Origin of the sequence: Paraburkholderia bryophila, assembly GCF_003269035.1 — a bacterium.
Lineage (GTDB): Bacteria > Pseudomonadota > Gammaproteobacteria > Burkholderiales > Burkholderiaceae > Paraburkholderia > Paraburkholderia bryophila.
In genome coordinates, this window is record NZ_QLTK01000011.1 from 30,513 (window position 1) to 44,061 (window position 13,549).

At 59.3% G+C, this 13,549-nt stretch carries 11 protein-coding genes and 2 pseudogenes; 7 read left to right on the plus strand and 6 right to left on the minus strand.

The window, feature by feature from the left end; translation table 11 throughout:
* Positions 1-47: 47 nt before the first annotated feature.
* Entirely contained in the window at positions 48-437 is a 390-nt protein-coding gene (locus tag BX591_RS17635; protein ID WP_111932670.1) for a DUF2471 family protein, read from the plus strand.
* Positions 438-499: 62 nt separating this feature from the next.
* On the plus strand, positions 500-1,582 hold the full coding sequence (locus BX591_RS17640; RefSeq protein WP_111932671.1) for a tyrosine-type recombinase/integrase: 1,083 nt from the start codon (positions 500-502) through the stop codon (positions 1,580-1,582).
* Between the two features lie 50 nt (positions 1,583-1,632).
* Here BX591_RS17640 and BX591_RS17645 read toward each other — a convergent pair whose 3' ends face one another.
* A complete protein-coding gene (locus BX591_RS17645) occupies positions 1,633-2,859 on the minus strand; it encodes a DNA-binding protein (protein WP_111932672.1) in 1,227 nt (408 codons plus the stop codon).
* Positions 2,860-4,986: 2,127 nt separating this feature from the next.
* On the opposite strand from BX591_RS17645, the gene BX591_RS17655 reads away from it, so the two are divergent.
* Positions 4,987-6,336 carry a replication initiation protein gene (locus tag BX591_RS17655; RefSeq protein WP_111932674.1) on the plus strand — a complete coding sequence of 450 codons (1,350 nt, stop codon included), beginning with the start codon at positions 4,987-4,989 and terminating at the stop codon, positions 6,334-6,336.
* Between the two features lie 103 nt (positions 6,337-6,439).
* On the opposite strand, the pseudogene BX591_RS17660 reads toward BX591_RS17655, so the two are convergent.
* The 3 genes and pseudogenes from BX591_RS17660 to parA form a co-directional block, all read right to left on the minus strand.
* Positions 6,440-7,306 (minus strand): annotated as a pseudogene (locus BX591_RS17660) (ParB/RepB/Spo0J family partition protein); the annotation flags it as partial.
* 78 nt (positions 7,307-7,384) lie between these two features.
* A pseudogene (locus BX591_RS37360) lies at positions 7,385-7,495 on the minus strand (ParB/RepB/Spo0J family partition protein); the annotation flags it as partial.
* Positions 7,496-7,520: 25 nt separating this feature from the next.
* Positions 7,521-8,183, minus strand: coding sequence for a ParA family partition ATPase (gene parA, locus BX591_RS17665; RefSeq protein WP_012428795.1), 663 nt, complete (start codon positions 8,181-8,183; stop codon positions 7,521-7,523).
* Positions 8,184-8,495: 312 nt separating this feature from the next.
* Between parA and BX591_RS37160 the strand changes: the two genes are divergently transcribed.
* From BX591_RS37160 to BX591_RS17680, 4 genes are all read left to right on the plus strand, one after another.
* Complete coding sequence (locus tag BX591_RS37160) at positions 8,496-8,627, plus strand: hypothetical protein (protein ID WP_276330772.1); 132 nt, start codon at positions 8,496-8,498, stop codon at positions 8,625-8,627.
* A 759-nt stretch (positions 8,628-9,386) separates the two neighbouring features.
* Positions 9,387-9,746 carry an arsenate reductase (glutaredoxin) gene (gene arsC / locus BX591_RS17670; RefSeq protein ID WP_111932676.1) on the plus strand — a complete coding sequence of 120 codons (360 nt, stop codon included), beginning with the start codon at positions 9,387-9,389 and terminating at the stop codon, positions 9,744-9,746.
* Between the two features lie 573 nt (positions 9,747-10,319).
* Complete coding sequence (locus BX591_RS17675) at positions 10,320-11,696, plus strand: GntT/GntP/DsdX family permease (protein WP_111932794.1); 1,377 nt, start codon at positions 10,320-10,322, stop codon at positions 11,694-11,696.
* A 136-nt stretch (positions 11,697-11,832) separates the two neighbouring features.
* Positions 11,833-12,123 carry a DUF1272 domain-containing protein gene (locus BX591_RS17680; RefSeq protein WP_111932677.1) on the plus strand — a complete coding sequence of 97 codons (291 nt, stop codon included), beginning with the start codon at positions 11,833-11,835 and terminating at the stop codon, positions 12,121-12,123.
* A gap of 70 nt (positions 12,124-12,193) precedes the next feature.
* Here the strand turns inward: BX591_RS17680 and BX591_RS17685 are convergent, their stop codons facing one another.
* Both BX591_RS17685 and BX591_RS17690 read right to left on the minus strand, forming a co-directional pair.
* On the minus strand, positions 12,194-12,397 hold the full coding sequence (locus BX591_RS17685; RefSeq protein ID WP_111932678.1) for a zf-HC2 domain-containing protein: 204 nt from the start codon (positions 12,395-12,397) through the stop codon (positions 12,194-12,196).
* Positions 12,384-12,992: an RNA polymerase factor sigma-70 gene (locus tag BX591_RS17690; RefSeq protein WP_111932679.1), complete on the minus strand. Its 609-nt coding sequence runs from the start codon at positions 12,990-12,992 to the stop codon at positions 12,384-12,386. The genes BX591_RS17685 and BX591_RS17690 overlap by 14 nt, the downstream gene beginning before the upstream one ends.
* Positions 12,993-13,549: the final 557 nt, after the last annotated feature.

Consider the following 13,549-nt stretch of genomic DNA (forward strand, 5'->3'; position numbering starts at 1 on the left):
CAAACACTGTATGTTTGTACAGTACTGGATATCGACTGGAGCCGACAATGAACGACCTGACAACCGACCACGCTCTGGCCGCGCTGCGCTATCAAACCGCAGCGCGCGATCTCGAACGCATCGTGCGCAATATCGCCGCGCGCTACATCGTGCAAGAGGTGCCGCTTACGTGGCGACTGCTGCATGCCGTCGAGGCCGAGGCGCTGGCCGACCTCGGCTTTGCCAGCCGGCACGACGCGATCATGCTCGGGCTGTTTCAGCGCCCGTCCGATCTGCCTTATCCCGAGACCGATGATGGCGTGGACTTTGGTACGTCTACCGCCTTGCCCGCGGTGTTCGCGTTCGCGGTCTGCGCCTATGAAGAAGCGGCTCGCCGCGCCGCGCAACCTGTTGCGCAAGCCGCGCCGCTGAAACGCGCGCGGGCTTGGGGCGACTGACTCAGGGCTGATTTTTCGCTGGTTGCCACCTACAATGTGCGCAACTAACGGAAGAATAGCTTATGTCACCTCACCATCTGTCCGACCCGGTTCCACGGCCCACGCCGTCGACCGATCTATTCGATCAGCAGCGCGAAGACTGGCGCCGCGATCCGCAAATCGCATTCGACGCATGGCTCGCCAATCAACATTTCCGGCGTTCGTCCGCTGAAGTCTACCAGGCACAATGGGGACTCTTTCTCGATTGGCTGGCTGTACGCCAGAAGAGTCTCGTGACGGTCGACACGCACACCATCGCCGAATTTGTCGGCGGCCTTGAGATTCGTAAACCTCAACGCATCCGCTATTTGCGCTTGATCGAGCGGGTGCTGGACCATGTGCGTGAAATCGAGTCCGCGTCGACCAACCCCGCCCGATTCATTGCTCAAGATGGCGAAGCGGCCTGGCGAAACGCACGCGACAATGAGCCTACCGGTTTTCTCAACCATGCCGAACGTACCGCGCTGATTGCGCATCTGTTTTCGCCGTTGCCGGATTTGTCAGCCGCGCAGCGCTGGCGGGAACGACGCGATCGCGCGCTGATTGCCGTGTTTCTCGGCGGTGGATTGAAGACCGGGGAAGCTGGCGCGCTTTCGGTTAGTTGCGTGAATGTCGGATCGCCCTGGGTCACGATCGAGTCGGCCAATCCCATGTTGATGCGGCGCACCCGGCTTGCGCCCTTCGCCACAGCCCTACTCGACGCATGGCTTGCCGAGCGGCGTCTGTCGGAATTGGCCGGCAATCTGGTTTTTCCCGCGTCGCCATCCGGGCGGCCGATGCACAAGGCCACCATGCTGCGTTCGGTCGACGCGCTGATCGACGCGGCGGGCATCGCGGCGTCGCGTGCGTCGCGAGCCAGTCCGCAAACCTTGCGGAACACGTTCGCGGCGGATCTTTTTGAGAGCGGGGTGGAGGCGGAACTGGTGGGGCAATGGCTCGGCTTTGTTCAAGCCGTATCGGCGAACCGGTTGTATCGCGCGTGGCAAACGTGGGCGGATCAGCAGGATTCACCTGCTTTGGATAAACCGGATCCTGCGGCGCCATCCTTGCCAGAACCCAGGCGTGACGGACGTTTAACGAGGAGAAGGGGAGGCAACGAGCCCTGAACATCCTCACCTCTCGGGTCCCGAATTTCCTCACCTTTAGCTGTTGTCCGTTATTGCGGGACGCCGGACCGCCACGCCGAGCCGGCGATCGGGTCATTCGACAAAAACCGACTAACCGCCTCCAGCCTTGATTCGCCGAGGCCGGAAGAGTGATCACATTCTGGACATTGCAGTTCGAAGCGGTGATCGACCTGCGACAGCTCCGGCTCACCTTCCTCACATTTCGGGCATCGCAAGGGCAGAGCGACGTGACCGTCCGCGGCAGTTCCGATTTCCCGTAACTCTTCGCTGCTAAGCCGCCCAGCTTCGACCAGCGAACACAGCAAGCCGGCAATTTCCGGGGCGATCCCTTGCTGACTACGCAGCACGGTGACTTGTTTTGTCAATGTATCGACGTCATCCGATTGTTCGCGCAGTTGCGCATCGAGCCGGTCTCCACGCGCCTTGGCTGCGGCGATCTGCTGAATAAACTCGAATTCCTTGCGACTGGCGTCGCGTACGGCTGACTGATAAGTCGCCGCCATCGTGCGAAGGGAGTCCAACTCGACCAGCATGGGCTTCACGCGTCGCTCGGCTTCGGCGATCGCGTCTTTGATCTGTTGCGCATAGTGCTCGGTGTTTTGCCGCAATTCGACGTGCAATGCGTCGATCCGGTCGCGAAGTGTCGCGTTGGTCGCACATTCATTGTCGAGCCGCTGGCGAAGCGTCTCGTTTTCCTGATCAAGCCGCCGAACCGTTGCCTGCAAGCCTTCCTGGTGAACATTGCCGTGCGTGGTCGCACTGGATAACCGGGTTTCGAGCTCGCGGACCTTTTCCCATGCGGCTTCGGCCCGCAATTCGCTGCGCTTGATCGCGTCCTCGGACGCTTCCAGCCGGATTTCGGCGTCTCGAGCGCGTTGATCGGCGTCCGTGATCTGGTTGCGGACTTCGGCACGTTCGTCGTCCAACGCGGTTCTCGCATGAACGACCGCCTCCTCGAAAAGAGCGCCCAACAGTTCGCCGGCACGATCTTCCAAGGCTTTGGGAATGGCGCCGGCGCCAACTTTGACACGCGACACGCTTCGGATGCGCTCCCAGAAATGGTCGATGTCTTTTGGGATATCGCTCGCGCTGCCGGTCTGCGTGAGGTCGCGAACCGTCGCCATGGACGGACGAATACCCAGATCAAAAAACAACCGCTTGCAGGCATGGAGCGACAATTCTTGCCGACGGGCGCCGCTGGTTCGCATCGAGTCGAGCTCGTCGCGAATGGTTTGCCGTAACTGATCCAGATTCATGTATACCTCGATGTCGCTCGAATTGCATGAATCATAACAATTTACGTAACGTTTGCTACGTTTTTATCGACATGGGGCTGTCTTTGCTGAATCGGCGTCAGTTAACACCCAGGAAGCATCGCGGAAACATCATGCAGCCGGATTTTCCGTGAAACAAAACGAAGAATAGCCAACAAGTCTTTGTAAAGAAAGAGGATTTACGGTGTTTTCAGCGATCGCGCACTGTTTCACGACCGTGTCATGGCGGCGAGGTGGTTTGGAGGCCTTGTCTGAAGGACGCACGGGGTGGAGATTCTAGAGAGTAATAAAAGTAAACACCTTTGAACCCATGTTAAAAACGTTAACGCCACGGCAAAGCTATACCTGGTAAGGGTTTCAGGGCGCTAAGGTGAAGCTTTCCGGGAGAGGTGGTGAGGTCTTGCGGGAGGGTTCAGTGATGGAGTTCGGGGGCCTTGGTGAGCAGGTCCGGGACAGGACGTGAGCGGGTTCGGGAGACACCCCAAAAACCAGGTTTGTTCAAAGGTGAGGTTTTGCGGGACCTTCTCGTCGGGGATCGCCCGACGGCGCTTGATCGTGCGTTCCAGGGCCGGCCCACCTGAAGGTGAGCGCTTTCAGGACCGTCTTTGCTCCCGATTTTTGGCGGTATACGGGGCGCGTAAACCCCTTCGGTGAGTCAAGACGGGAGAAAACGCGAACCGAAGGTGAGATTTTACGGGGCCGAGGTACCGTTTTGCCAATTTTTTGTGCATTGCGAGGCTTAAGGTGAGGGTTTGCGGGAGCCCAACGGCCGTTGCTGCCGTTTTCCGACTGCAAGCTCGACGGAGTTGCTGGTGCCGCGCTTGACAAAGGTGAGGAAATTCGGGAGATACGAATCGACGCGATCGACCAGACTTCAGATCTTCCGATTTTTGCCAAAGGTGAGGTTTTTCGGGAGTGTTTTGAGCTGGTTTGGATCGCTGAGGTGAGGAAATACAGGATCAAAACGGCCCGAATCGCTCGGAAATGCCCTACACACGTAGATGAATTGCGCCGGGTGTTTTGTCCGTTGGATTTCAAAGGTGAGGTTTTTCGGGACCTTTGTGGCTGGATCGGATGTGTTCTATTTCGACGAGAAAGTCGTTTTAGGTGAGGTTTTACGGGAGGTGGAAGCGAAATTCCTCACAGGCGTGATTTCGTAACCTATTGAATATATGTACTATTTTCACGGAATTTTGGAGTGGTGAGGTTTTTCGGGAGGCTTTTTGAGGCAAGCTTTTTATTACCCGCGTGGCTCAAAGGTGAGAGTTTTCGGGAGAGTTTTTTCGCGATCCTTGCGCCCCACCACGCTAGAGGCCGCGTCGTTCCGTGTCTTGTGCCGCCGGTAAGGTGAGACTTTTCGGGGGGCGTTGGTCGATTCGCTGCCGGCGCATGAGTGGCAGACGGCTTTTGCGGCAGCTTTAAGTGACCGCTGCGCAGCGCTGTCTGCGGCCGACGTCGCGTGGCCGGAGCGCTTGCGTTGCTGCGATAGCGCGATGCGCTGCAAATGAATCGCGTACCGACGATTCATCGCCAGCACCGTCTGAGGCTCAATCCGAGCTTGCTGACTGGTCGCGGGCGAGCGCCCTGCGGGGCGGGGCTCCGCCGGTACAGGCGTTGCAGACTTGGCAGCGCGTAGTTAGAAGGCTTGCAGACGGTTTCGTGTTGTGGATTTACTCCAGCCGTCCGTCGCACCGAATGTGATGTCGGGGTTCGCCTTTGATGTGGTTCAGGCGGGGCCGTCCCCTCCCCTACCGAAGGCGTGAGTCTCTTCGAGGAGGGGCGCTTCGGCCAAACGGATCGGCATCAGTTCGTCTGGCTCAGTCCGGTGTGCGAGCGGCAAAATTTCCGGAAATTTTTTAAGGTGAGGAGATTCGGGATCAAGTCACCACTGTTCGCGCCGGCGAGGGAAAAGGCCGGAATTTGCCAGGGCCGCGACCTGCAAGGACAGCCCCAACCTGGCGCCTGACAGCTGAGGTGAGGCTTTTCGGGAGGCGCTCGAGGTGAGTCGTGCGTCGTAAACTCACTTCACCCGGAACGGTGAGACGCACGCTATAGACGGGTATCACCACAGCCGGTATGCTCTCGCCAAATCCCTCCTCGACCTGACGCATGGCCACGAAGCGCGCGAAGAAGACCGATGTAGTCAGCCCGAGCTCGGCGGAATTGCGTAAAGCCGTCGAGGCGATCGCGATTCAGCCCAAAAGCGGCAAAATCACCCTCCTGACCCGCAAGCTATTCAACGTGCTGCTCGCCGTCGCTCAACAAGCTGACGAGTCGGGCGACACGTATCGGGCTTTGCTGTCCGACATCGTTGCCAATTCGGCATTCGATTCCAACGACACGGCACTCGTCAAAGAACATCTGCGGCGCATGGTGTCGGTGCAAGTCGAATGGAGCACCGGCACGTCCAGCCAGAAGCCCGGCCGCAAGTGGGGTATTTCCACGCTGATCGCCGACGCGGAAATTCTCGAAGATCCCACTACGCGTCGCGTGTGGGTTGAGTTTTCGTTCGCGCCGAAGATCAAGAAGAAGTTGCTCGATCCGGTTCAATACGCCCGGCTGAGTCTGCAGTTTCAGAGCCAGTTGCGTAGTAGCGCGGGGTTGGCGCTCTATGAAATTTGCGTGCGCTATCTGACCAACCCGAGTCACCTGACCATGCGCGAGACTTGGGAATGGTGGCGCCCTATCCTGTCCGGTACGCCGGACACGGAAGCCGGAGACGAAGCAAAGCGCGAATACAAGTACTTCAAGCGCGATTACTTACGCCCGGCGATTGCCGAGGTCAACGCTGTCACGAACATCTTCGTCGAATTGATCGAACACCGTGAAGGACGGCGCGTTGCCGAAATCCAGTTTCGCGTGACCGAACGCAAGCAACCTATGCTCGCGCTCGACGAACACCCGAACGTATTCGACAGCACGCTGGTCGACCGGATGGTGAAGATCGGCATTCCGCTGAAAGAAGCGCAGACGCTGTATGCCGACAGCGAGGAAAACCGGATTCGCGCCGCGCTGCAAATGACCGAGCAGCGCATGCGCAGCACGTCGTTACCGGCTGTGCGCAGTGCGCCGGCGCTGTTCAAGGACGCGTTGAAAAAGGGTTATGCGCCGCCGGTCGAAGCGCTGCCTTCCGGCTCCGGTGGCAAGGCGGCGGTCGCGGCGCCGGCCGACGATCTCAAGGCCCGGCTGCTCAGCGAATATTCTGCGCATCGTCGCAAGGAAGCGTACGAGCTGTACAACGAGCAAGGTGAGTCGGAGCGGGATATCGCGCGGCAGTCGTTTGAAGAAGACGAATTGCCGGGCCTGGGCACTCACATGCGCGACGACTGGCGCCGTCGCGGGTTGGATTCGAAGATCGTCGAGACGGCATTCTTCGACTGGCTGGCCCGCAAGACCTGGGGTGAGCCTACCGATGGCGACTTGCTTGCCTTCACGCTGAGCCAATCGCGCGCGGCGTAATTATTTAGCGGAACGGCGGCCTGACTGCTTGCTATCTGTCGACCAGAGTTTGCAACTTGCTGCTCACTCTGGTCCCCTTTCCACGCTGTGAATTTCCTGACCGTTACTTCAACATCTTTTCAATCTGCCGAAGGATGTCGTCACGCTTTTCACGCGTGAGCCCCTTCAGGCGCAGTTCGATTCGATCATCCCCATACGATTTGAGATCGCCGACCGAGACGCCTTCGAGTTTGATCTCGAGGCGCTGTGCGTAGCGCTGCCGGCCAGCCGGCTTGGTGCTTTCCTGCGCGCTTGCCCGACCTTTGACGATGTCCGCAACTTGCCGGGTGCTGAGATCGTCCGAGAGAATTTTGTTGATCAGACGCAGCGTCGCATCGGCGCCCCGGGCGCCGTGGTAACGGCCGACCTGATAGGCCATGTTCGAGCCGAAGCGGTCCGGGCGCGCGACCATCTCATGCATGACGACCTCCGGCAACTTGGCGATCGACAGGGCGACCGCAACGGTCGATTCGTCCAGGCCGAGATGCTCGGCCAGCTCCTTCTGGCTTTGAAAGTGGCGGTCGTCGAGAAAGCGTTTCCAGACGACGGCGTTGTCGAACACCGTTTGCGAATCGCGTTGGACGTTGAGGTCGTAGCCGAGCTTGTAGCTCTCAATACCGATCGGCAAATCGATGACGATCGCCTTCACCGATTCCTTGTTCGCTTCTTTCAGAGCGCGTACACGCCGGCCACCGTCGCTGACGAAGTAGGTGCCGGGATTGTCGTAATCGGGAATGACGTGAATCGCCTGCTGCTGTCCCTGCTTCGCCAGATTCACGGCGAGCTCGGCGATCGATGTCTTCAGATAGAAGTGCCGCGGATTGAACGGGCTTGGTTTGATCGTCTTGAGCGCAAGATCGATCACCTGGCCCGGCCGATAACCATGCTCGAGCCGCCACGCGCGATAGGCCGCCGATTCATCGGGGGAATCGATCGTGTCGACTTCCGAGACGCCTTGCGGCATGACGGATGGCATTGGACGGCTCGGCACTTCACCGCCCTTCGGGCCGTTCTTGACCAGACCGTCGATGGCATTCAAACGATCGAGCGCGGTTCGCTTTTCGCTGCTGGTCGTATCAGGACGTGCTTGAAAGCCTTTGGCGAATTGGGAGGGTTTCATTCAGGGTCCTTTATGCGCATAAATTTCACGGGAGCAGGGCGGCGATCTCGTTCGCGCACGCCCGTACTTCGATGGCGGCCAGTTTGGCGCCGCGATCGTTCATCTGAAGGACTGTTTGTCCTAGCGCCATGGCCTGCTTGTAGGCCTCACGCGTCGGGATCTGTGTCTTCAGCAGCGGGAATCCGAGTTCTTCCAGCGCGCGCTTCAGTTCGCGCGTGAGCATCCGTTTTTCCTCGGTCTTGTTGAGCAAAAAGACGGCGCGGAGATCTTCGTTCATGACTTGAGCCTGCTGAACAAGCTTCACCAAGCCGATGCTCGACCAATAATCTGCTGGCGATGACGAAGTGGGAATTACCGCGACACTCGCTGCCAATAGCACGACGCCCGACACCTTCTCTGTGATGGATGGCGGGCAATCGACCACGATGATGTCGTAGTCAGAAACGAATTTCTTGATCTCACGATGGATCTGGCTGCCGGCTTCGGACAGGTTGACGACCGGGAATGGGATGCCAGTGTCGCCGTCCGATGATGCGCTGGCCCAGTGGATCAGGGTATTTTGACCATCTGCGTCGACGACGAGGACGCGTTTGCCTTTCTCATGAAACGCAGCGCCGAGGTGCATCGCGATCGTGCTCTTCCCGACCCCACCCTTTTGCTGAGTTACCGCGATGATTTCTGCTGCCAATCTTCACCTCCTCTTTTTAGACGCAAAAGGATTTTACCTGGATGAATTCGCAATTCAATCGTTTTTGATAAAACTAAATTGAATTAACCGTTCGGGATAGGTTTATGCGCATAAAGCGGCGCGAGGGCCTTGAGCGGGTAATCGTGGGACGGAGATTGGAACGCACGGAAGGCTGGCTGTGCTTGGTTAGGCCCGTGGTGCATAACGGGGTGACGATCGCAGTTGTCGCCGGATCTGACGACGCCAGGAGGAGTGTTGCCGGTGCCGATTTTCGTCGACGCGTCGGGCTCTCCCGCCTAGATGACGAGAGCGATGGCTCTGTCGAATATTGGCGTGCGCGGCGCGCGGTTGTGCGCGTGTTCGAAGAGCTGGCAGGAGAAGGCAGCGGCGATGAACCAGTTTGCCATTCCGTTTGGTGAGCGATTCACGCTCGCATGCGGCTAGAAATCTTTGACCCGCCTCGCACACAAAAATGCGGACAGGTTCGCGGCGGCAGATGCGGGCCACTCGCTTTATGCGCATAAAGTCTCCTGCGACCTCACTGTGCTCGCCACCTGCACGGAGCACGTGGCATAGCCATATGCGACCATCTTTCGGCGGCGAAGGCGTGTCGTTTAGAAGAAACGGCGGACCGCCGCCGATCGCTTTATGCGCATAAACCGAAAGTGGCACTGTCGAAGCGCTGTCGGACTGAAACGACGACACACACCAGACGATCATCGTCCACGCCCTCTCCGCGGGCATCCGAGTACGGGAAAATACAACTGCCCCTCCCACTTTCGCAGCTCAAAACGAGCCACGCATGCAGTGACTAGGTCCACGCCGTCGATCGGAATTTCGCCGGGCGGCCTGATGCCTCCTAACAGCCGCACCTTATGGCGCGATGCGCACCTCAATTACCAAACACAGTCGTCCACGTATCTCACGCTGGAACACGGAACATCACTCGGAACACGAAATTCCGCAAATAGTTTGTGGACGAATCACAAAAAAACCAATTCGCGAGATCGCCCACACAGCTTATCGACCCACCCACCGACCCACCTCTCGCCTGCGCGAACTGCCATCGCGACACCCCAATAGAATCCAGCCTCCGACAACCACCGCCCACCTTCTGCCGCGCCGAAACCAATCGACCCGCTAAAATCCATCAGAAGAAAGCGCCGCGCCACCAGAACACCAACCGCAACAAATCACCCGACCATGATCACCATCTACCACAACCCCCGTTGCTCAAAATCGCGCGCCGCGTGCGAGTTGCTCACCAGCACCTACAACGTCGCAAATGAACAAACGGAAATTGTCGAGTACCTGAAGCAGCCGCTCACCGTCGCGCAACTCAAGCAGTTGAACGCCGAGCTAGGCTGCCCGGTCCGCGAGATGATTCGAGACACGGAAGCCGAATACAAAGAACTCCAACTCTCCGACGCCGCGCTCACCGACGAGGAGTTATACGAAGCAATGGCTAAACATCCCATCCTGCTGCAACGACCTATCGTCGTGCGAAATGGTCGCGCGGTAATCGGCCGGCCGCCAGAAAACATCGCGGCGCTTTTCGCCTGACGGGTCACGAAAGCACATCGGCGGGAAAACGCATCACCGGACCTGCGGACTTGGCACACCAGCAAAGCGCGCCGTTCAAGCAGCGTGCCCTAGCCGCAGCTTCGTCCCTCCGTCACCAACGCAGCGTCCCTCCGTCACCAACGCGGCATCCTCCGTCACCATCTTCACGACCATCGCCGATTCGACATTCCGCAGCATGAAGCGCATCAGCGGCCCAAACCGATTTTGGACACAGCAGACAATCCAGCCGCGTCCAACAAAGCCAAAGCGCCCACACCACCACGGAAGGCCAGCACGCCGAGCGCCCCATCGCTAGCGGCACATAAAAAACGCACACAAAAAAATGCACCCAAACAATAGCGACCACAAACCCACCGACGCCAACGTTAATTTCTCAATTTGCCGTCCAAGCCGCTAAATTCATATAACCCAATTACCGCTTCGCCCGAAAAACCCGCAAAGGCCACCCCCACTCACCAATCCGCCGCGCTCCCTGCAACGAGCACTCGCGCCCCGCTACAATCCGTCATCCGCGGGCGGCCGTGGATGCGTCAATCGTTTAAAAGGGACACCGTGCATCTGACGACAACACTCGCGCCGTGGTCATCCCACGACACCCAACTCATTCTGTCGTGCGTGCTCGGGCTCGCACTGATCATCGTTTTCATCAGCGTGCTGAAGCTCGCGCCGTTCCTGTCGATTCTGGTCGGCACGTTTGCTGCGGGTTTTGCCGCGGGGCTGCCGCTCGAGGCGGTAGCCAGCGCGTTCAGCAAAGGCGCCGGCGCATTGCTCGGCGACGTCGGCATCATCATCGCGCTGGGGGCGATGCTCGGTGCGCTGATGGCCGAATCGGGCGCGGCCGATCGGCTCGTCTCGACCATCCTCAAACATTCGACGCCGCGCACACTGCCGTGGATGATGGCGCTCGTCGCGCTGATCATCGGGTTGCCGCTGTTCTTCGAAGTCGGCCTCGTCATGATGGTGCCGATCATCTTCGTCATGGCGCGCCGCTCGCAACAACCCATCTTACGTATCGCGATCCCCGCGTTGGCCGGCATGACCACGTTGCACGCTTTGCTGCCACCGCATCCGGGCCCGTTGATCGCCGTCAGTGCATTGCACGCCGATCTCGGCCTGACGCTCGGCCTTGGCCTGATCGTCGCGATTCCCGCTGTGATTCTCGCGGGTCCGCTCTACGGCATCTGGCTGTCGAAGCGGATGCATGTCGCCGAGCCCGAAGAAATGGGCAAGCTGTTCACCGCGCAGCAAGACACCGCCGAGCCGCCGGGTTTCGCCATCTCGCTGATCACGATTCTCCTGCCCGTCGTGCTGATGTTGGGCCGCACGGTCGCGAAGCTGCTGCTTCACCCCGAAACGTTCCTGTTCGACGCGCTGAATTTCCTCGGTGAACCGTTGATCGCGCTCGGCCTCACCGTGCTGTTCGCGGTTGTCGCATTAGGCTGGTCGCGTGGCATGGCGCGCGACCGCGTCGGTGGCATTCTGCGCAAGAGCCTGCCGCCCATCGCCGCGCTGCTGCTGACCATCGGTGCCGGCGGCGGACTGAAGCAGGCGCTCGTCGTGGCCGGCATCAGCACGACGATCGGCAAGATCGCGGTCGGTGCGCACATGCCGCTGATCCTGCTGGCGTGGCTTATCGCGGTGGCGCTGCGGCAGGCGACGGGTTCGGCAACGGTCGCCACCACGACGACCGCGGGGATCGTCGCCCCTGTCGTTGCCGGCCTCAGCGCGACGCACAATTCGCTGATGGCGCTCGCTATCGGCGCAGGTTCGGTGTTCTTCTGTCACGTGAACGACGCCGGCTTCTGGATGGTGCGCGAGTATTTTGGCTTGCAACTGAAGCAGACCGTGCTCGTCTGGTCGGTCTTGCAAACCATCGTCTCCGTGGTCGGCCTGGCGCTTACGCTGGTGCTGTGGGGTGTGCTGACGTGAGGTGGCAATAGGCTAGTCGCGGCCGGATTGGCAGGAATTGCGGCACGGCTGTCAATTCCTGCGTGAGAAGGCGACGTACACTGCGTGGCCAGGCGAGGTGCGGCGCACCTCGCTCCCCTGTCGACACGGAGCCGCCATGCTTGAACTGAGACCCTCCTGCGAAGGATGCGGCAAGTCACTGCCGCCACACGCGCCCGACGCGATGATCTGCACTTACGAATGCACGTTCTGCGAGGTCTGCGCGCTCAGCACGCTGCGTAACGTGTGTCCGAACTGCGGCGGTAATTTCCAGCATCGGCCGATACGCACGCGCGCGCAGCTCCAGAAGCATCCCGCGCGTATCGAACCGTTTCCCATCTCGATCGACGAGGCGGCGCACGCTAACTATTTCGATCGTTATCGGAACACACCGCCCACCGAGCGGTGAATCACGAACGCGCGTGCCGACATCGAGCTCACCGCTCATTCGGCGCGTCGCTACTGCACTACGCCGCGCGTCAATCGTCGCCGTTGGTGGCGCCCGGCGTAGCAATCCCGCTCATGGAACGTGCGGCCACACGCAGCAAACGAATCTGTTTGCGGTAGTTGCGGCAGCCGCTGCAGGTCGGCAGATGCAGCCGGATCGCGACCCATTCGCCGGTCGTTAAACGGCGGTCCAGCGCATCCGACAGCAAGCGCGTGATGTTTTTACACTTCCCCATTCGCATCCTCGCTGGATAGGCCTTTTTCGCTCAGGCAAGTGCGCAGGCGCAAGCGCGCGCGGTAAATCAGCACGCTGCAATGATTGGCGGTCATGTTCAGTTCGGTGCAAATCGCATCGGTTTCGAGATCGAGAAATTCGCGCATCATGAACACGCGCCCGATCTGTTCCGGCAGGTGTTCCAGACACATTTCGAACAGCGTCCAGAACTGCTGCCGACGCAGCGCGGTTTCCGGCGTCGGCCATGGACGCGGTTTGGTTTCACGCGACCAGTGGCCGTTGTCCTTGAACAACTCGCGATCGAGCAATGCTTCGCCATCGAGTTCGGATTCCAGCGCGGACAAATTGATTGTCCGTTGCCGGGCGCGCAGCGTGTCGATCAGCTTGTGTCGCAGGATGCCGAACACCCAGGTCTTGTGCTCCGACTGCGCCGCGAAGCGATCGGCTTGCGTCCACGCTGCGGCGAGTGCTTCCTGGACGGCATCTTCCGCGGCTGCGGCATCGCGTAACTGCAAACGCGCGAAGCGCACCAGGTCACGCCGCAATTGCGTCAGATAAACGGGATCGTCGAGCGCCGGCCCGCTTACTTGCGCCATGGCATGCTCCGTCGCCGTGCTCGCGGGTGTCGCGCGCTTTCTCTTGCGTCTTGGTGGTTCATAGAGGGGGATGTTTTGCGCAATGGGGAGAGTCGAGCGCCATTGTGCTCCAAGCCCCAACGCAGTCGAATCGGTATTGAACATATGTCCCGCCGACGCACGATAGATGAAGTTAGTCGAGCCACGGCAGGAAGTTATGACAGAAAAAACATTATTGCGAAAATTGAAATCAATTTCGTGAGCATGCGCTGTCGTCATTCGCCTACAGCCCACAAGCTGACCAGCACGACAGCAATTGATCCAGCACGCATGCTAATTCTAATTGTTTCATTTTGCGAAAAGATGTCTTCGCGACTTTGATGTTTTTAGGCGGACACTGAATCGCTATCCTCCCCTCCATCGATCGCCCTGATCGCGAACTAAACGCTGAAGAGGAGTAGCACCATGAAACGCATTCTGTCTGCCCTGATCGCTTCCGTCGCCCTGTTTGCGGCCGCTTCCGGCGCTGCGCACGCAGCCGCACCGGCGCAATGCAACGGCCCGGCATCGTATTGCAA